Below are 19,687 nucleotides of genomic sequence, written 5' to 3' on the forward strand. Positions count from 1 at the left end.
TCAGACGTCGTCCGGCCGCCGTCCTCCCGAGACCGATGCCGGCCACGGGAAAACGACGGTTCGGTGATTACGGCCGCGCCATCTTGCAGGTCGTGGAGACCATGGCCTGCGGCGTGTCGACCTTGGAAACCGGATGCCAGCCCCAGCCGGTGTTCTCCTCATCGAACGGCTCGTTGGCGGCGAGCTTGCCGAAGGACGAGATGTAGATCGGCTGGAAGAACTGGTGGTCGTCCTTGCGCATGACGCCCTGGCCGCCGTCGAGAACCTCGAACTTCAGGTCCTCGAGCGCCGCCGCGACTTTCACCGGGTCGACCGAGTTGGCCTTCTCGGCGGCCGCCTTGAACATGCGCATCTCGTTGACCGCACGCGGATACCACAGCGAGATGCCGACCTTGGCGCGGAACGCCTTTTCGAAATCCATTGCCACCTGGTTGCCCGAATTGGCGAAGCCTTCGGTGATCTGGAAGACCTGGTGATCGAGACCGGTCTGCTTGATCGCGGTCGGGCCACCGGCGCCGCCGGCATAATACGTGTACCAGTTGACCTTCAGCCCGGCATCGGCGGCAGCCTTGAGCAGCAGCGCGATGTCCTGGCCCCAATTGCCGGTGATGACGCTGTCGGCGCCAGACGCCTTGATCTTGGCGATGTAGGGCGAGAAATCGGTGACCTTGAGCAGCGGATGCAGCTCGTCGCCGACGATCTGGACGTCAGGGCGCTTGGCGCCCAGCATCTTGCGCGCATCACTGCGCACCGACTGGCCGAAAGAATAGTCCTGGTTGATCAGATACACCTTTTTGACCGAAGGCGTGTCCTTCACGTAGTTGGTGAGCGCTTCCATCTTGATGTCGGAGCTGGCATCCCAGCGGAAATGCCAATAGCTGCACTTGTCGTTGGTCAGGCTCGGATCGACGGCGGCGTAGTTGAAGTACAGGACTTCCTTACCGGGATTGCGCGTGTTGTTCTTGGTGATGAAGTCCGTGAGCGCCGCGGCGACCGACGAGCCGTTGCCCTGGGTAATGTAACGGACCCCCGCGTCGATGGCCTTCTGGGCCTGCACCAGGCTCTCCTGCGGATTGGTCTTGTTGTCGAGACCGACGATCTCGATCTTTTTGCCGAGGATTCCGCCCTTGGCGTTCATCTCGTCGGCCAGATACTGAAAGGTCTTCAGGCCACCCTCGCCGACGCTCGCACCGCCGCCGGAAAGCGGATCGATGTAGCCGATCTTGATGGTGTCCTCGGCCGACGCGGCATGACCCAGCATCGGGGCTATCAAGGCAATGGCCAAAGTGAGCTTGCGCATCATTTAGTTTCCTCGCTGGTTATCGACTTTAGTCGATGATCCCGTTGCGCTTATTGCGGCGCAATTTAGGACCCTAATGAGCAGAACGGACGTTGTTTTTCAAGCGCAGCAGAACATGGCTCCGGCCTCGGCTATGACATGCGGAGGCGACTGCCGGTCTCTTCCGGATAGCTTTCACCGCAGGAGACAGCGTCAGGAGGGGAATTATCGCGCAGAGGCTGCGGACCGTGATGCAGGCGCGACAATCCGCGTCAGCGCCGACTAGGCGCCCAGAGCCTTGCGGTTGAACGTTCGCAGGAAACGCAGCGACAACGTCCGGATATTGGCGACGTTGAGGAGCCAGGCCGCCCCGACATAGACAAGGCCGCCGGCGAGGCTGACGATGACGAGCGCCACGAAGCCGGTGCCGCCCGCTTGCGACCGCGCAGCCAGGATCGCAGCCGCCATCGCCGCAGCGGAGGCTGCAATGCCGGCGAGGCGACCGAAGTCGAACGGGACCGGGTGGGCACGATGCATCAGGACGACGGCAACGAGGAAGCCGATCGCTTCGGTTACGAGCGTTGCCAGCGCCGCGCCGTAGAGGCCGTAGCCGGCGACCAGCGCGAACATCAGGACCACGCTGACCACCAGCGTGAGAAATGATTGGGCCGCCAGCATGAAGGGCCGCTCGGCCAGTTGGAAGCTGATCTGCACGTAGAACTGATTGGCGATCCCGAAGAAGCGGGCAAGCACCAGGATCGGCAACAGCGCCGAAACGCCGCCGCGGAAGTCGACGCCGACGAGCGTGCCGGCGACCTGATCCGCGGCAAGCGCGAGCCAGATCGCAACGGGCGTGACGACGACGAGCAGCAGCTCGAGACTCTCGGTCAGCCGCTCCCGCGTCGTCTCCTCGCTGTTCTCGGACAATGACCGGAACACCAGCGGCACGGTGGCCGCGGCGACGCTGGATGCGATCATGACCATGAACTGGCGCGGCAGGTCTGCGGCAACGCCGAAGATGCCGGCGGCGTCCTTGCCGAGCAGATAGGCGACGATGAGCCGGTCGCAGGCCGAATAGACCGCAACGGACAATCCGGCGAGCGTCAGCGGCAGGCCGTAGCGCGCGAGCTGCATGAACTGGCTGCGCTGGAAGCGGGCGATCCTGGTGCGGTCGCCGACGAGGTTCAGGACGATGCCGGTGAGCGACCCCAGACCAAACGCGGCCAGCAGCCCCAATCCGCCCCAGCCGAGCCAGATGCCGAGAAGGCCGAAGCCGACGCTCGACACGCTGCGCACGATCGAGATCGCGGCAAACCGGTAGGGCCGCAACTTGGCGCGTTCGAACTCCTGGCCGACATCGACCGCATTGGCCATGATCGCGACGAACATGCTGGCAAGCAGCAGCTCGACACTGAGGTCGCTGCGGAACAGGAAGACCAGCGGGGTCGTGGCGCAGAGCACCGCGACGGTGAGCCCGAAGGCCACCATCGCCGTGCCGCGAAAATCCACCTCCGCCGACATCGCCTGATAGCGGGACACCGAGAGCTTGATCCAGGCGAAGAAGATCGCACCCAGAATGCCGGCGAGGCTGATGCCGACGACATAGACGCCGTACTCCGCCGGCGTCAGCAGCCGCGTATAGGCCGTGACAGCGAAGAAGCCCACCGCCGCAGGCAGGATGTAGGCGACGAGATAAATCGAGAAATGGCGATTCAGCATGCGAGCACGGGACCGGCAGCGGTCTTGCGAGTGTGGCGGCCGTTCATCAATGGGGCCTTGAATGGGCCTTGGCGGGGCGAGCGAATGCGCCGCAGCATCCCTCAAGAGTGTCACATAAGTCTGCAGATCGGGCGGCGAATGAAGCTCCAAAGCCGCTTTCGCGCGTTAGCGTTAAATTTGCCCTTCCTTGAACGGAAGCGATCACGAAAAGGAACCATGACTTCCAGGCGGCAGAGGTTAACCCAACAAGGCGAAACCCCGGCGTCGCGAGGCGCCGCTTGGTACGATGGTGCGTTGGTTCGAAAAGGACGGCCGTGACCAGGCTCGACAGACGCGAATTTCTTCTTGGCGGCGCCGCAGCACTCGCGGCGGGCCCATCCGCGTCCGCAGCGCCGGCCTCGAAGCTTGCCCAGCGCCATCAAGGTTTTGGCGCGGCAGCCACGCTCTGGGATTTGCAAGCCGATCCCAGGCTGGGCGAAGCCATCAGCACCTATTGCACGCAGGTCGTGCCGGTGCTCGAGCTGAAATGGCCGATGCTGCGGCCGAATGCGCACACGTTCAATTTCGAGCGCGCCGACGCTATTCTGGACTTTGCGCGGGACAACGATCTGACGATGCGCGGCCACGCGCTCGCCTGGTATCACGACATTCCGGACTGGACCAAGCAGATCAAGGACACCAGGGGCGTCGAGCGCGCCTATGTCGACCACATCGGCACCGTCGTCTCCTACTACAAGGACAAGCTGACCTCGTGGGACGTCGTCAACGAGCCGATCCCGGACAATCCCCGCAGCCCAAAGGACCGGCGCGACACGTTCTGGACGCAGCATCTCGGTCAGAGCTGGATTCCGCTGGCGTTCCGCACGGCGGCCGCGGCCGATCCGTTCGTCAAGCTCGCGATCAACGAATACGACATCGAGTCGGCCAAGGACTCCTTCATTGCCAAGCGCGCGGCTTACCGCAATCTGATCATGGACCTGCTCGACCAGGGCGTCCCCCTGCACGCCGTCGGGCTGCAGTCGCATCTGCATGCCGAGCTCGAGATCGACACCCATGGACTCGCCGAGTTCGTCACCGAGCTGCGCTCGTGGGGACTTGAGGTGTATGTCACCGAGCTCGACGTCGACGACCAGAAGCTGACGGGCAATCCGGCGGAGCGCGACGCCATCGTCGCCAAGCGCGTCAACGACCTGCTGACGGCCATTTCGACCAGCGGCCCGGTGCGTTCGATCCTGACTTGGGGCCTCTCGGACCGCTACAGCTGGATCAACGGCACCTTCGCCCGCGCGGACAAGCAGCCGAACCGGCCCCTGCCGCTCGACGGCGAATTCAAGCCAAAGCCGTTCATGGACGTGATCAGCAAGTTCACGAAGGACGTCTGAACGCGCGAGCTTAGCCGCGCGTCTTCACCTCGAACTCGGCCGCGTCTCCCATATCTTCGGGCGACAGGCTGGGAGCGCGACGGTCGCGCGAGGAGAGGCGGAACACGTCGCGGATGTCCTCGACCGAGGTCGACGAATAGGACTGGATGCAGAGCGCGACCTGCTCGGGCGAAGCGGCGCGCATCAGCGCTTCGATGGCGGGACGGTCGAGCGGCGTGTCGTCCCAATGCGAGACCGCAATGCTGTCTTCGGTGACCCGATGGGCAGCGAGATGCGCGGGCGAGTTCGCGACAAAATGGCCATACATCAGATATTCCGAGAACTTCTTCTTCCGGCACAGCGCCAGAACCCAGTTCAAGCCGGTCGCCGACTTGATTTGCGCAGTCATCGCGCGCGCGGTGTCCTTGTCCCATACCAGCGCGTTACCGACGTAGTCGTCGGCGGGGAAGGAGCGGTCCTTGATGCCGAGCAGCTGATCGACGGTGCGCAGCCACACCCCATGCAACGGGTGGTCTGCACCGATGTCCTTCGGCGTGACGAACAGCGGCGTCTTCTCAGCCCCGGCATATTGGCCGACGTCGAATTCGCGGAAGAACAGGTTGTCCGAATCCAGGATGCAGACGCGCTGCTCGGGCGCGTTGAGGACGCCGGCGATCTTCAGGATCTGCTGGATGTGCCAGCCGTGCACCGGCGAGGACAGCAGCGACAGCCAGACCCGCCGCTTGCTGATGAACTGGAGCGCTGGCGGCAGTGCAAACAGCCATTTCGGCAAATAGCGCGAGGCCGGAACGATGACGCGCTTATCGGAGGCGAACCGCACGAACAGCGGCACATCCTCATCGTTAACGAGAACATAATGCCGCGTGTATCCCGAGAGCCAGGTGTCGATGCTCTCGCTGAGCAGCGAAAAGCGCTCGATATCCTTGGCGTAGCTGGCGGTCAGCAGGGCAACGGAATGCATGGAGCGCGCTCAAATGGCCATCAGGCCGTACTCATAGCCGCGCCGGGATGCGTTGGATACTTCCATTCGCAATCAAGGTAAAATGAAACGAAGTGTTAGCCATCCGCCGGCAACCCCTGCTCGATCCCGCGGAAGCGCAGCGGCGCCAGCGCTGAGGCCCGCTGCCACCAGTCGGCGACGCGGTCGTCGAGGGCGGTGATACCGCGGCCGTGGCCGGGGAAAATCCGGATCTGCTGCACCGCCTCGGCTTCGTACCCCCTGCCCTTGCGCGTGATCTTGAGGGCGGCGCCTTCACGGTCCCGCTGGGTCAGCGGCACCAACAGGCGGCCGCGCGGCCGAAGCGCCTCGAGCCAGAGCGGATGCGGATGTGAGAAGCCGGCGTGGACGATGATCGCGTCAGCGGGCTCGCGGATCTCCCCACATCCATCGCCATGAAACACGATGACGTTGCGATAGGGGCGAAGATAGTTCGCAGCACGGAACGCCAGGCGCTGGTCGCAATCGACCGCCATCACGCGCCCTTTCGGACCGACCATCTTCGACAGGATCGCAGTGAAATAGCCGAGCCCGCAGCCGATCTGGACCACGCGGTCCTTTTCCCTGACGTCGAGCACATCGATAAGATGGGCCCACAGGCTCGGCAGCCCGGTGTCGAGCTTGCGGCGCGCGTCGATCGCGACCAGCACGTTGTCATAGAGATGAACCGGATCCGCATCGGGCGTCAGCCGGTAGCTGCGCGCCGCCTCGCTCTTGACGCGCCAGCGCCCCCTCGGCAGAAAGTCTTCGCGCGGGACGGCAGCGAGCGCTTCGAGCAGGCGCTTTGAGGCAATCCGCTCGCGCTTTGCAATCAGCTCGACGTAACGCGCTCGCGCGGCGGCAAGATCACTCATGTCAGGGATCGGCGCGTTCGCGGACCGGTGCGTCCGCACCGAGCTCCTTGACGAGCTGTACCGCCTGCTTCAGGTCTGGCGTGTAAAAACCCTCGCTGAACTTGCCGACAACGGGCACGAGCAGCAGACTCGCGTGCTCGCGCCTGCCGGCCTGATGCGACAGGCGCGCGAGGCTGACGGCGGAGCGAAGCTCCCAGGACAGCGCGCCCTGCTTGCGCGCGGTCTCCAGCGAGAGAGCGAACAGATCGCCGGCCTCCTGCGCCGAGGCCGGGTCGCCGTCCGACAGCGTGATCTCGCCTTGCAGGCGATAGACTTCCGCGAGATAGGAGTGATCGCCGGTCCGCCGCGCGGTCGCGAGCGCGCCGTCGAGCGCGCGCAAGGCGGCCTCGCGCATCCCGACCTTGGCGTAGGCTTCCGCAAGCAGGCATCGGAACCAGCAGCCGGCGAGCCAGGAATCCATCGCCTCGTACTCGTCGAGGCCGAAGCGCATCTGGCTGAGGCCTTCATCGGCCTCGCCGAGTTGCGTCAGCGCCCAGCCGCGCAGGATCGCCGCCTGCTGCTTCCAGTGCAGGAAATTATGTTCGGTGGCGATGATCATGGCGCGGTTGGCATGGTCGCGCGTGCCCTCGACGTCGCGCAAATGCTGGCAGAGATACGCACCGAACACGAGCGCGAAGGCGAGCGTGAAGGGATGGCGGATCTTCTCGGCATTCGCGATCGCCTGCTCGCTGTGCTGGCGCGCCGCGTCGGGCCGGCCGAGGAACCACAGGAGATAGCCCAGATAGGACAGCGAGACCACGCCGGGATCGGTGCCGTGCCGCTCCATCAGATCGGAGTGGAGATCTGGGCTGTAGAGGTTGATGCAGCGGTGCAGATGATGTTGGGAAGCGGCAAAGCGCCCGCGATAGAGCATGGTCATCGCGATCGAGCGGTGTGCCTCGATCAGATAGCCGGTCTGCTGCGCCGGCTGCGCCCGCTCGTTCAGCCGCTCGCGCTTGGCGAACTTCAACAGCTCGACGCTGAGATCGTGCGCGCGGGTGAGATCGGCGCGGATGAAATGGCAGACCCAGAGGCCGCGGGTGGCGGCGAAGGTCTTTTCGTCGTCGTCGAGCTGCTGGCCGAGCTCGAGCGCGCGGATGTAGTTCTCCTCGACCTCCTGCACCGCGTAGCCCTTGGCGGCGATCAGCGCGTTGCCGAGCGCGATGCGCAGCTCGAGCTCCATCTCGTCGGCACCCTGCATCCGCGCATTGGCCTGCACGACGCTGAGGCCGCGGCGCAGATGGCCGATCGCCTCCAGATTGGCGCCGCTCTTGGCCGCCTGCTTGCCGGCCTTGAGCCAGAAGCTCGCGGCGCCTTCACTCTGGCCGGATTCGGTCAGGTGATGGGCGAGCAGCTCGGGCTCGCGATCGGTCTTCTCCGGATACATCTCGGCCAGCACCTGGGCGATCCGGGAATGCAGCTTGCGTCGCTCGCTGTGCAACAGACTCGCATGCGCGGCATTCTGGATCATGACGTGCTTGAAGGAGTAGAGCGCGTCGGGCGGAAGACCGCGGCGCATGATCAGCCCGGCCTGCTCCAGATGATTGAGCGCCGCCTCGATCTGTTCCGCCGGCGTGTTGGCGACCGCGTGCAGCGTCTCGTAGGAAAACTCGCGGCCGATGGTCGCGCCGATCTGCGCGATCCGCTTGAACGGCCCCATCCGGTCCAGCCGCGCCATCAGCGAGTCGGTCAGGGTTGCCGGGATCGCGAGCTGCCGCCACGGGCCCGACAGCACGTAGCGCCCATGCCGCTCGGTCAGGAGGTTGGATTCGAGGACCGTCTTGGTCAGCTCCTCCAGGAACAGCGGCACGCCGTCGGTCTTGACGATGATCTCCTCGACCACCTCCTTGGGCAGCTCCCTGCCGGCGACGCGCTCCACCAGCGTGGTGCGCAACTGCCGGCTCAGGCGGTTCAGCACCAGCGTCGTGATGTGCGAATGCGCGTCCCAGCTCGGCTGGAATTCGGACCGTGCGGTGATGATGACCAGGATCGGCCGGTTCTGCACCCGGTCCACCAGCAGATCGATCACCTCGCGGGAGGTCGGGTCGATCCAGTGCAGATCCTCGAACGCGATCACCAGCGGCATGTCGCGCGCAAGGCCGAGGAAATGATTGACCAGCGCCAGGGCGGTCGCATCCTTCTGCTGCTGCGGCGACAGCTCGAGCGGCGGATAGCGGTCGCCGGTCGGGATCGACAACAGCGCGGCAAACAGCGGCGTCACCTGCCCGATGTCGCCATGAGCGGCGGCGATCGCGCTCTCCAGGCTCGCCAGCGACAGCGCGGACGCATCCTCGCGGTCGAGGCCGAGGGAGAATTTGAGCTGCTCGGCGAACGGATAGAACGCGGTGGACGTGTAATAGGGCGAGCACTGGAACGAGACCTGTCCATGCCGGTCGCCCGATATCCGCTCGAAGATCTCCTGGATGATGCGCGACTTGCCGATGCCGGGCTCGCCGAACTTGACCACGACCTGGCCGTCGCCGTCCTTGGCCTGCTGCCAGCGCCCCATCAACAGCGCGATCTCCTCCTCGCGGTTGACGAGCGGTGTCAACCGCGTGCCCATGGCGGCGGCGAATCGGGTCTCCACCCGCGAGGCGCGCACGACGTGCCAGGCCTGTGTCTTCTCGGATATCCCCTTCAAGGCGTGGACCCCGAGATTGCGGTAGTCGAACTTCCCCTTCAGCAGCGACTGGGTCGACGAGGAAATCACCACGCCGTTGGGCGGCGCGAGGCCCTGCAGCCGCGCGGCGAGATTGACGGTTTCGCCGACCGCGGAGTCGCGCTCTTCGGTGCCCTGTCCGACGAGGTCGCCAACTACGACGAGACCGGTCGCAATCCCGATACGGACGGCGGGTGAGTGGCTGAGCGCACCGCGCGGCTCGGTCGCGCGTGCGGTCGATAGCAGCCGCACGATCTCGAGCCCGGCACGCACCGCGCGTTCGGCATCGTCCTCATGTGCGGTCGGATAGCCGAAATAGACGAGGATACCGTCGCCGACGAAACGGGCGGCAAACCCTTCGTAATGCTTGACCACGCGGACGCAGGTCTCGCGAAAGCTCGCGATCATGTCGCGGACGTCTTCCGGATCGAACTGCACGGACAGCGAGGTGGAATCCACCATGTCACAGAACATGGTGGTGAGCTGACGCCGTTCAGCGCCGACCTCGGTGCGGGTTTGCGGCACCATTGTCGCGGGCGCCTCGGCCGTTTCCGCCTGGAACAGCGCTGCCATCGCCCGTTGCAGCCGCTTGCGATCGCCGAGCGGCAATCCGAGCTCGACCAGATCGGACTCGGTCAGGTCGCCCATGACGTCGAGATCGAGACGGTGCTGTGCGAAGAGATCGGTGTAATGGCCGAGGCCGACGCCCTCGAGCCAGCGCTTCAGCCCGCCATCCGTTCCCGTGTCCGGCTCATTCTCCAGCATGGTGATTTCCGCCCGACCATAATTCCGTCGACGGGCTTAGGGCCCCTCAACCACAGATTTTGCGGCCAAAACTTCACCTCAGACTGGACGCGTTCCCTGACTTCTTGGAAGAATAGCTTAATCGGATCAAAAGGGAACGGAATTGTCGGACGTCACACTCCCAGCCCCGGAGGAATCAAGCGGCGCGGCAGCCGAAACCAACACATTCGCCCATATCGGCGGCCTTCTCGATTTCTACGCCCGCAAGATTCCGGCGGCGCCCGCCCTCCTCGCCCCAGGTCGTCCCGTCCTCAACTACGGCGCGCTTGGCGAGGTGACGCAAAATCTTGTCGGCACGCTGCGCCGGCTCGGCATCACCCCTGCCGACCGGATTGCGGTTGCGCTGCCGCGCGGCGCCGACAGCGCGCTGGCGCTGATCGCGGTCGCATCGAGCGGCGCCTGCGTCCCCATCAATCCCGATCTGACCGCGGACGAGCTGCAACGCTATTTCAGCGAACTGAAGCTGACCGCGCTGGTGACGCGGGCCGACATGAACTCGGCGAGCCGCGACGTCGCCAAGGCACTCGATATCGCGGTGATCGATTTCGTGCCGGGGCCTCAAGACAATCTGGGCGGCTGCAAATTCATCGGTCCGACGGTCGGGCCGGCCGCGACCGGCGGCGCCTCGCGCGGCGACGACGATGCGTTCATCCTGTTGACGTCGGGCACGGCGGCGCGGCCGAAAATGGTGCCGCTGACACATCGCAATGTGTGCCTGTCCGCCTATAATGCCGGCCGCGTGCTGTCGCTCACCTCCCACGATCGCCTGCTCAACGTCCTGCCGCTGTTTCACGCCCATGGCTTGATTTCCGGCCTGTTGACGGCGCTCGCGGCCGGCTCCAGCGTGATCTGCACCGACGGCTTCGATGCAGCGTCCTTCTTCGGCTGGATGCGGGAGCTGCAACCGACCTGGTACACCGCCGTGCCAACCATTCATCGCGCGCTGCTGACGGCGGCGGAATCCGACCCGGACCGTGCCCGATCGTCGTCGCTGCGCCTGATCCGCTCGGCCTCGGCCTCGCTCGCGCCGACGATCCTCCAAGGGCTGGAGGCGACGTTCGGCGTTCCCGTGCTCGAGACTTACGGCATGACCGAAGCGGCCTCGCAGATCGCGGCCAATCCGTTCGAGCTGCGCAAGGTCGGATCGGTCGGCCGCGCCGCCGGCCCCGAGATCGCCATCATGGACGAGACCGGCCGGATGCTTGCGAGCGGCGAACGCGGCGAGATCATGCTGCGCGGACCGAACATGAGCCGCGGTTACTACAACGACGAGGCGGCGACACAGGCCGCATTCCGCAACGGCTGGTTCCGGACCGGCGATCTCGGCTATCTCGACGCTGACGGCTATCTCTTCATCGTCGGCCGCATCAAGGACGTCATCAACCGCGGCGGGCAGAAGATCTCGCCGCTCGAAGTGGAAGAGGTCCTGCTCAGCCATCCGGCCGTGCTGGAGGCGGGCGTGTTCGCGGTGCCGCACCCAAAGCTCGGCGAGAACGTCGCCGCCGTCGTGGTGCTGCGGCCCGATGCCGAGGCGACCTCGGACCAGTTGCGCCAGTTCGCGCGAAAGAGGCTCGCAGCCTACAAGGTGCCGAGCCTGATCCGCAGCGTGGCAGCCCTGCCGAAAGGCGGCAGCGGCAAGGTCAAGCGCAACGCGCTGGCCGGGCTGATCGCGAGGCCGGACGACGGCGACGAGGCGCAGCTGCCGCGCAACGCACTGGAGACCCAGCTCGCTGCGATCTGGGCCGGCCTGTTGGAGCTGCCACAGGTCGGAATCGATCAGGACGTGTTCGCGCTCGGCGCTGACTCCCTCGCAGTGACGCAGATGCGCTCGCGCCTGCGCGAACGCTTCAACGTCGACTTCTCGTTCGAGGACATCTTTGATTGTGCCACGGTCGCCGCGCTTGCAGCCCGGGTCGACAGCGCCGCAACCCGGCGCGGGGCGGCCTTGCCGACCTGGCAGCAGGCGACGGAGGCACACGCGCCGCTCTCGTTCCAGCAGCAGCGGATGTACGTGCTCTCGCGACTCGACCCGACGCGCTACAATTACAACGTCGTCGAAGTCGCAATGCTCAAGGGCCAGATCGACGTCGTCGCGCTTCAGGCGAGCCTTGCCGCGATCAGCACGCGCCACGAGGCGCTGCGCTCGGTCGTCGTCGAACGGCAGGCCGAGCCGACGCAGCTCGTGCTGCAATCGCCGCCGCGGTTCGAGCGGATCAAGCTCAAGCCGTGTCCTGCGGACAAGCGGGCCGCAGTGATCAGGCGCGAGGCGCTCAAGCTGGCGCAATATCCGTTCGACCTGGCGCGCGAGCCGCCGCTGAGAGTCACGTTGCTTTCATTCGACAAGACGAGCCATGCACTGGTGGTCAACGTTCATCACCTCGTCACCGACGGCTGGTCGCAACGCCTGTTCTGGGAGGAGCTTGCCGCCCATTATGCCGCCGCACACGAGAAGAGCGCGGCGGCATTGCCTTCGTCCGCTTTCCAATATCGCGATTTTGCGCTCTGGCAGCAGAGCTGGTCGCGGACACCGGCGGCGAAGGAGCAGCTCGATTACTGGCGGACGCAACTCGACGGTGTCACCACGCTGCCGCTGCGGACCGACCGGCCGAGGCCCGAGGTCTGGAGCGGTCACGGCGCCCGCCACTATCTCGAATTCTCCAGGTCGCTGTCTGCCGAGCTGCGCGCGCTGAGCCAGAACCAGGGCGTCACGCCTTTCATGACGCTGCTCGCAATATTCCAGTGCCTGCTGTTCCGCCACACCGGGCATGAGGACGTCGCGACGGGATCGCTGATCGCCAATCGCAACCAGATCGAGAGCGAACGCCTGATCGGGCTGTTTGCCAACACCCTGATCCTGCGCAACGATTTTGGCGGCGACCCGAGCTTCAGCGAGATGTTGCGGCGGGTCCGCCAAGTCACGCTCGATGCCTACCGCAACCAGGACCTTGCGATCGAGGAGGTGTTGCGCGCATTGCAGATCGCACGCCGCAGCGACGGCAATCCGCTGTTCCGGATCATGTTCATCCTCCAGAACGCCTCGATCGAGGCGGCGCGTTTCCCGGGCCTCTCGACGCGGCGGCTGGAGATCGATCCGAAGGTGGCGCGCTTCGACATCACGCTCGAGCTGGTCGAGGCCGACGGCCGCTTCACCGGCTTCTTCGAATACGCCACCGATTTGTTCGACGCGGCGACGATCGACGGCATGGCCGCGCAGTTCAAGACAATGCTCAAGGCTGCCATCGCCAATCCGGAACAGCGCATCTCGCGCCTGCCGCTCCTCAACGAGGCCGAACGCCGGCAATTGCTGGCGACAGGCCGGGGCGCGCCGGCCAATTTCACCATCCGCGGCAATGTGAGCGAACGCTTCGACCGCCAGGCCAGGACGACGCCGAACGCCATCGCGGTGACGGATGGACACACCTCTCTGCCCTATCGCGAGCTGGCGCGCCGCAGCCAGTCGGTTGCGCGCTGGCTGGCGCGCGAAGGCGTCGGTGCCGAGAGCGTGGTGGCCTTGCTTGCGGATCGCGGCCCCGACCTGCTCGCCGCGATGATCGGCGTACAGCGCGCGGGCGCGGCCTTCCTCAATCTCGATCCCGATCTTCCACCGGCGCGGCTCGCGACCATTCTCGGATCGAGCTGCGCCCGCATTCTGCTGACCGGCCGCGCGCGGTCACCCATGGTTGCCGCGCTGCTCGAACCACTGGTCGAGCGCATCCCGGTGGCCGAACTCGAAGATGCGATCGCCTTGGGATCGACCAAGCCGGCCCGCGCCGTACGGCGCGCAGCCGCAGGCCTCGCCTATCTCATCTATACGTCCGGCTCCTCCGGCACACCGAAGGGCGTCATGATCGAGCAGCGCGGCCTGTCGAACCATCTGGCCTCGCTCATCTCCGAGCTCGGCCTCTCCGCCAGGGACGTCATCGCGCAGTCCGCGCCGCAGAGCTTTGTCATCTCGGTCTGGCAGTTCCTGACGGGCCCGATGGTCGGCGCGCGCGTGCATGTCTGCGACAACGCGGTCTTGCAGGACCCGATCCTGCTGGCGCGGGAGATCGAGCGCGAAGGCATCACGGTGCTCGAGATCGTCCCATCGCTTTTGCGCGTCATCGTCGAACGGATGAACGAGGCGCCGATCCAGCGCGCCTTTGCGAGATTGCGCCTCCTGATCTCGACCGGCGAGCCGCTGCCCGTCGAGCTCTGCCGGGTTTGGTTCGCCCGCTGCCCGAAAGTACCGCTGATCAACGCCTATGGCGCTTCGGAATGTTCCGACGACGTCTCCCTGCACCGCCTGATCAAAGCACCGGCGAACGCGACGGGCAACGTTCCGATCGGCGCGCCGCTGCCGAACACCCAGCTCTACGTGCTCGACGCCAACCTTGAGCCTCTGCCGGTCGGCGTGATCGGCGAGCTCTGCATCGGCGGCGCCGGAATCGGCCGCTTCTATGTCAACGATCCCGCGCAGAGCCGGCAGCGCTTCCTGCCCGATCCGTTCGCGCGCCAGCCAGGCAGTCGGCTTTATCGGACCGGCGATCTTGCCCGCCGCCGTGCCGACGGGACGATCGAATGCCTCGGCCGCGCCGACCATCAGGTCAAGGTCCGCGGCTACCGCATCGAGCTCAAAGAGATCGAGAACGCGCTGGCCAACCATCCGGGCGTGCGGGCCGGCATCGTCGAGCCGCGCCGCGAGGCGAGCGGCGACGTCAGGCTGATCGCCCATATCGTCGCAAAGCCCGGCAGCCGGATCAGCGCCAGCGAGCTGCGCGAATTCCTGAAGAGCCGGTTGCCGGGCCACGCCATCCCGTCCGCATTCCTGTTCCTGGATCACATGCCGCTCAATGCCCATGGCAAGATCGACCGGTCAGCACTGCTGGCGCCGGCGCAGCAGGAGGCGCCTGGACCGGACGCGACCGTGCCGGCGCGGCGCTTTGCTGAAAAGGTGCTGTCCGACATCTGGATCGACCTGCTCAAGGTGGAAAGCCTCGGCGTCACCGACAATTTCTTCGACCTCGGCGGCCACTCGCTGCTGGCAGGCCAGGCGATGGCGCGCGTCGCCCGGGCGCTCGGCGTGTCGCTGCCGATCAAGACCATCTTCGAGGCACCGACGATCGAGGGGCTTGCCCGGCGGGTCGACCAGGCCATGGCGGCGACGCCGCGCAAGCCTGCCGCAAGCGTGACAAGCCTGGCTGAAGCGGGCCTCACCGACGGCGGCGGGCCAACGCTCTCGATCGCGCAGGACCAGATGCTGCGGATCGAGCAGAACCTCCCGGGGTTGCCGCTGTTCAACCTGCCCTTCGCGTTCAGTCTCCAGGGCTCGCTCGATGCGGCCGCCCTCGCCCAGGCAATCGACGATGTCGTACGCCGGCACGAATCGCTGCGGACCGCGTTCGGCTGGAACGGCGAGGAGCCCGTCAGCCGCATCGCCGCACCTGGCACACTCGGCGGTATCCTGACCATCGAGACGATCGGCGGCGGTGACGCCCACACCAACAAGCGGCGCAAGGCCTTGGAGCTCCGGAAGATCGATCTTCTGATCCAACAGGAGACCTCTACGCCGATCGACACCTCGCGCGCGCCGCTGCTCCGCGCCCGGCTGTTGCGGCTCCACGGCGACGATCATGTGCTGCTGCTGACGCTGCATCACGCCATTGTCGATGGCTGGTCGATCGGCGTGCTGTTCGAGGAATTGTCGAGCCGCTATGCGGCGCTGGCCGGATATCCGTCGGCGCCGCTGCCGAAGCTGCCCCCGGCCTTTTCGGACGTCGCACGCTGGCAGCGCTGGTGGTGCGGCACGGACGCCGCCCGCCGGCAAGCGGCGGACTGGACGGAGAATTTGCGCGGCGCGGCCCCTGTCTTCGATGGCGAATCAAGCCCGGGCGCATCCACCGCGCATCATCCGGTCAGCCTCGAGCGTGAGCTGATCAGCCGGCTCACGACGTTCGCCGGCCGGCACAATTGCACGCTGTTCATGTGCCTGCTCACCGGTCTGAAGGCCCTGCTGCTGGCCCGGACAGGCCGTACCGACATCGCGGTCGCCACCGCCATGGCCAATCGCACCCAGCCGGACACCGACCGAATCATCGGCCCGTTCGAGAACACGGTGATCGTCCGCACCCAAATCACGCCGGAGCTGTCGTTCGCGCAAGCCCTGGCGCGGGTACGCCAGAGCGTGCTCGACGCGCATGCGCGGCAAGAGCTGCCCTTCAACATCCTGGCCGACCATCTGGAGCGGGAGGGGATCAATCCGGCCTCGCTGCTCCAGGTCTATTTCACCCTGCAAAATCCGCTGCGCCAGCCGCTCGATCTGCCGGACCTCACGACAGGATCGATCGGCAACATCGCACGCGAAGGCCAGCCGGTGCTCCCGATCGACCAGACCTGGCTGTCGCTGATGCTCAAGGAGCGCCCGACCGGCATCACCGGCTCATGCAATTACAAGCACGAGCTGCTCGACGGCCGCACGGTCGGCGCGTGGATGGAGGATCTCGTTGCGTTGCTGGGGGCCGCCGTTGCCCAGCCCAACACGCCGCTCGACGGATTACTCGGGCGCAACGCGGCTTGAGCGGATGACGTCACGGACGAATACGGGTTCACTCGCCAAAGCTGTGAATGACCAAGTTGCATCTTGATTATTTGGCGCCATCGCGCAAGATTATTCCGGCGTTTTGATTTGGACGATTATTTTCAACCGGGGGAGTGTTATGGGTTTCATCAAATTTACCAAGGGTACCTCGTTGAGCGACAAGGACCGCAAGGCCCTCCAGAAGCTGCTCGGTGCCGAGAAGAAGAAGCTCCAGTCCGCGCTGAAGGACGTCGACGCCAGCCTTTCGGTGCTTGGCGGGTCGAAGAAAGCCAAGAAGAAGAAGAAGTAAGATTCGTCGGCCGGGACGCCGAACGAATCTTCAGGCTTCATTTTTCGGGGATGGGCCGCTCGCGTGTCGAGTTGGGGTCTCGCACAAGCTTGCGCCTGTAAACCGGCCTGCAAATCGACAAGAATTCGCCCGGGTGGACCGCTAGAAACGGTCCGCTTGATTGATTCTTGCTCAGTTGTTTCTTCCGTCGGGACCGGGGGGCTGCCCTCTGCCTGACGCAAAAGGCCCAATTGATGGCGGACGACAGAATTGAACTCTTTGTCGGACTGATCGAGTCCATCGACGCGCCGGGCGCGGTCGAGGCGTGCCGACGGCTGCTCTCGGTCGACGAACGCGTCCGGGCCGATCGCTTCATGTTCGAGCGGCACCGACGGCAATATATTTTCGCGCATGCGATGCTGCGCCTGGCGCTGTCGCAGATCGCCTCCAACGTCGCGCCGTCCGACTGGTCCTTTACAGCCGGCCGCTATGGGCGGCCGTTTGTCGCAGCGCCCGCGACCTCGAGCGCGCTGCATTTCAGCCTGTCTCATGCCGACGGCTGCGTCGCCTGCGTCGTGTCGAAGCATGAGTCCGTCGGCGTCGACGTCGAAACCGTGTCGCGGCGGGTGGCGCCGCTGTCCACCGCGCTTCGCTTCTTTGCGCCGGAGGAGGTCGAAACGCTGCGCGGACTGCCGGAGCCCGCGGCGACCGAGCGCTTCTTCGACTATTGGACGCTCAAGGAAGCCTATCTGAAGGCCAGGGGCTTTGGGCTCAATTTGCCGCTCGACGCCTTCGCGATGCAGGTCTCGCGCGAGGCCATCGAGATCAGCTTCAAGCCCGATATCGCCGACGATCCGGACGGCTGGCGCTTCTCGCTGTGCTCGCCCTCGCCCTCGCATCGCCTCGCGATTGCCGACGGCTCCCGTGCGGACGGTGGCCTTCCCATCAGCCGCAATGCCTGGCCGCTCCAGGAAGCGGCTGAATGACGCCGCCGCGGCTGCGCGTCTTTCCCGCGATTTCGCGCAACCGCGATCCCCAGAAATATGTCGGCGAGCTGATGCGGGTGGCTGAGTTCGCCGACCGCAACGGCTTCGAAGGCATTTTGCTGTTCGAAGGCAACGACGTGTTCGTCGAGCCCTGGGCCATGGCCCAGCACATCATGGGTGCGACGACGCAATCTTCGCCGCTGATCGCCGTCAATCCGGTCTACATGCACCCGTTCACTGCGGCGAAATTCGTCTCGTCCCTGGCGCAGCTTCACGGCCGCAAGATCTATCTCAACATGATCACGGGGACGGCGGTCAGCGACTTGCAGGGGCTCGGCGACGACCAGTCGCATGCCGACCGCTATATCAGGCTCGGCGAATTCGTGGGGCTGATGCGGCAGTTGCTGTCGAGCCCGCGGCCGGTGAATTTCGAGGGCCGATTCTACCGTGCGCACCATCTGCAGCTTCGCCCGCGCCTGCCGGCGGAGCTGATGCCCGAATTCCTGATCGCGGGGCAATCCGAGGCGGCCCAGCGCGTGGCGAATGAGACCGGCTGCATCAAGATGCAGATGCTGCCGCAGGATCTCGATCGCGGCCTTAACGCGCCCGGCATGAATTTCGGCATTTTCGCGCGCGAGGGGCGCGAGGAGGCGCGGCAGGCTGCAAAGATGCGTTTCCGCGACAACCCTGACGATCGCGAGCTTCTCGTGCTCACCATGGAGAACACCGATTCCGTGTGGAAGCGGCACCTCTATGCCGGCCAGAGCGGCGAGCTTGGGGACAATGGCTATTGGCTACTGCCGTTCCTGACCTTCCAGGCCGACTGTCCCTATCTCGTCGGCAGCTACCAGGAGATCGGCGCGAAGCTGAAGGACTTTGCGGCCAAGGGCCTGACCACTGTCATGCTCGACATGGTCGCCGACGAGACCGAGATGCAGCACGTCTGCAAGGCGCTCGCGGCGAGCGGGATGTTTTGAGGGTGCCTCCTCTCCTTCTCCCCGTTCTTACGGGGAGAGGCGAAGATATCACCGCGCCTCTTCAAATCCCGCCAGCACCGAGGTCAGGTTCGCGCCCAGAATATCCGAGAGATAGCCGCCCTCCTGCACGAACACGGTCGGCAGGCCCATCCTCGCGATGGCCTGGCCGATGCGGCGGAAGCCGGGCGTGGTGACGGCCAATCCCTTGAGCGGATCGTGCTCGGAGGCATCGAGGCCGAGCGCGATCACGAGCGCGCCCGGCGCAAAGGACTCTATCGCCTTGCGCGCGACGTCCATCGCCTGGATGTAGCCGTCATCGCCGGTGCCGATCGCCAGCGGGATGTTGAGATTGGTGCCGAGGCCGGGTCCCTCGCCGCGCTCGTGGGCATAGCCCCACACATAGGGATAATAGGCGACGGGATCGGCGTGGATCGAGACCGTATAGACGTCGGGCCGGGCGTAGAAGATGCCTTGGGTGCCGTTGCCGTGATGGACGTCGACGTCGAGGATCACGACGCGCTCGTGCTTCTGCCGCAGATGCGCGGCGGCGATCGCGCTGTTGTTGAGAAAGCAGAAGCCGCCGGCCATGTCGCGATAGGCGTGATGACCGGGCGGACGGCAGAGCGCATAGGTCGCATCCTCACCGTCCATCACCATCTGCGCGGCGGTGACCGCAACGTCGGTTGCGGCACAGGCCGCCGCCCAAGTGCCCGGACCGATCGGCGCCGCGGTGTCGGCGGTGTGCCAGCCGAGCTTGCCGACGATGTGGGTCGGATAGGTCGCAGCATGCCGCACCGGATGGATGTTGCCGATCATCTCCGGGCCGGAATCGCCGAGCGCGGTCCAGGCGTCCCAGGCTTCGCTCAGGAACGACAGATATTCCGGACTGTGAATGCGCGCGCGGGGCCCCTGCCCGAATGTCGTCGGCTCGACCAGCTGGTGCTTGCCGTCCTTCAGTCCCTTGAGCAGGCGGTCGGCGCGCTCCGGCTGCTCGGTGGTGCGTTTGACGACACCGCGGACCAGGAAGAATTGCGGATCGTGACTGCGGTGCAGTTCGGTATGGACGGCTTTCACTCAAACACTCCGTGCTTGCTTTGAAGATGCCACAGCTGTCTTGATCGCTGCGGCCGCCAGATGCAAGCAAGA

At 65.3% G+C, this 19,687-nt stretch carries 11 protein-coding genes; 5 read left to right on the forward strand and 6 right to left on the reverse strand.

Features of this window, described 5'->3' with window-relative positions:
* Positions 1 to 67: 67 nt before the first annotated feature.
* Both AABA86_RS21495 and AABA86_RS21500 read right to left on the reverse strand, forming a co-directional pair.
* Positions 68 to 1,300 (reverse strand): branched-chain amino acid ABC transporter substrate-binding protein, encoded by a 1,233-nt coding sequence (locus AABA86_RS21495; protein WP_338308390.1) that lies wholly within the window; start codon positions 1,298 to 1,300, stop codon positions 68 to 70.
* Between the two features lie 261 nt (positions 1,301 to 1,561).
* A complete protein-coding gene (locus AABA86_RS21500) occupies positions 1,562 to 2,998 on the reverse strand; it encodes a lipopolysaccharide biosynthesis protein (protein ID WP_338308340.1) in 1,437 nt (478 codons plus the stop codon).
* A gap of 314 nt (positions 2,999 to 3,312) precedes the next feature.
* Here AABA86_RS21500 and AABA86_RS21505 point away from each other — a divergent pair, with 314 nt between their 5' ends.
* Positions 3,313 to 4,380, forward strand: coding sequence for an endo-1,4-beta-xylanase (locus AABA86_RS21505; RefSeq protein ID WP_338308342.1), 1,068 nt, complete (start codon positions 3,313 to 3,315; stop codon positions 4,378 to 4,380).
* A 10-nt stretch (positions 4,381 to 4,390) separates the two neighbouring features.
* Here AABA86_RS21505 and AABA86_RS21510 read toward each other — a convergent pair whose 3' ends face one another.
* The 3 genes from AABA86_RS21510 to AABA86_RS21520 form a co-directional block, all read right to left on the reverse strand.
* Positions 4,391 to 5,341 carry a DUF6492 family protein gene (locus AABA86_RS21510; protein WP_338308344.1) on the reverse strand — a complete coding sequence of 317 codons (951 nt, stop codon included), beginning with the start codon at positions 5,339 to 5,341 and terminating at the stop codon, positions 4,391 to 4,393.
* A gap of 95 nt (positions 5,342 to 5,436) precedes the next feature.
* Complete coding sequence (locus AABA86_RS21515; RefSeq protein WP_338308346.1) at positions 5,437 to 6,231, reverse strand: rRNA adenine N-6-methyltransferase family protein; 795 nt, start codon at positions 6,229 to 6,231, stop codon at positions 5,437 to 5,439.
* Between the two features lies 1 nt (position 6,232).
* Positions 6,233 to 9,694 carry an AAA family ATPase gene (locus tag AABA86_RS21520; RefSeq protein ID WP_212251063.1) on the reverse strand — a complete coding sequence of 1,154 codons (3,462 nt, stop codon included), beginning with the start codon at positions 9,692 to 9,694 and terminating at the stop codon, positions 6,233 to 6,235.
* Positions 9,695 to 9,836: 142 nt separating this feature from the next.
* Between AABA86_RS21520 and AABA86_RS21525 the strand changes: the two genes are divergently transcribed.
* The 4 genes from AABA86_RS21525 (at position 9,837) to AABA86_RS21540 (ending at position 18,541) form a co-directional block, all read left to right on the forward strand.
* Positions 9,837 to 16,289 carry an amino acid adenylation domain-containing protein gene (locus AABA86_RS21525; protein WP_338308347.1) on the forward strand — a complete coding sequence of 2,151 codons (6,453 nt, stop codon included), beginning with the start codon at positions 9,837 to 9,839 and terminating at the stop codon, positions 16,287 to 16,289.
* Positions 16,290 to 16,428: 139 nt separating this feature from the next.
* A complete protein-coding gene (locus AABA86_RS21530) occupies positions 16,429 to 16,599 on the forward strand; it encodes a hypothetical protein (RefSeq protein WP_183237104.1) in 171 nt (56 codons plus the stop codon).
* 233 nt (positions 16,600 to 16,832) lie between these two features.
* Positions 16,833 to 17,564: a 4'-phosphopantetheinyl transferase family protein gene (locus AABA86_RS21535; protein ID WP_338308349.1), complete on the forward strand. Its 732-nt coding sequence runs from the start codon at positions 16,833 to 16,835 to the stop codon at positions 17,562 to 17,564.
* Positions 17,561 to 18,541: an LLM class flavin-dependent oxidoreductase gene (locus tag AABA86_RS21540; protein WP_338308352.1), complete on the forward strand. Its 981-nt coding sequence runs from the start codon at positions 17,561 to 17,563 to the stop codon at positions 18,539 to 18,541. Before AABA86_RS21535 ends, AABA86_RS21540 begins: the two co-directional genes overlap by 4 nt.
* A 48-nt stretch (positions 18,542 to 18,589) precedes the next feature.
* Here AABA86_RS21540 and AABA86_RS21545 read toward each other — a convergent pair whose 3' ends face one another.
* Positions 18,590 to 19,615, reverse strand: a complete 1,026-nt coding sequence (locus AABA86_RS21545; RefSeq protein WP_338308354.1) for a histone deacetylase family protein — start codon at positions 19,613 to 19,615, stop codon at positions 18,590 to 18,592.
* Positions 19,616 to 19,687 lie beyond the last annotated feature (72 nt).

Origin of the sequence: Bradyrhizobium sp. TM233 (genome assembly GCF_036247965.1) — a bacterium.
Classification (GTDB): Bacteria; Pseudomonadota; Alphaproteobacteria; order Rhizobiales; family Xanthobacteraceae; genus Bradyrhizobium; species Bradyrhizobium ottawaense.

Coding starts and splice junctions, on each gene's coding strand:
- AABA86_RS21500 (WP_338308340.1), bottom strand. CDS start 2,998: ATGCTGAATCGCCATTTCTCGATTTATCTCGTCGCCTACATCCTGCCT.
- AABA86_RS21530 (WP_183237104.1), top strand. CDS start 16,429: ATGGGTTTCATCAAATTTACCAAGGGTACCTCGTTGAGCGACAAGGAC.
- AABA86_RS21535 (WP_338308349.1), top strand. CDS start 16,833: ATGGCGGACGACAGAATTGAACTCTTTGTCGGACTGATCGAGTCCATC.
- AABA86_RS21540 (WP_338308352.1), top strand. CDS start 17,561: ATGACGCCGCCGCGGCTGCGCGTCTTTCCCGCGATTTCGCGCAACCGC.
- AABA86_RS21510 (WP_338308344.1), bottom strand. CDS start 5,341: ATGCATTCCGTTGCCCTGCTGACCGCCAGCTACGCCAAGGATATCGAG.
- AABA86_RS21495 (WP_338308390.1), bottom strand. CDS start 1,300: ATGCGCAAGCTCACTTTGGCCATTGCCTTGATAGCCCCGATGCTGGGT.
- AABA86_RS21515 (WP_338308346.1), bottom strand. CDS start 6,231: ATGAGTGATCTTGCCGCCGCGCGAGCGCGTTACGTCGAGCTGATTGCA.
- AABA86_RS21520 (WP_212251063.1), bottom strand. CDS start 9,694: ATGCTGGAGAATGAGCCGGACACGGGAACGGATGGCGGGCTGAAGCGC.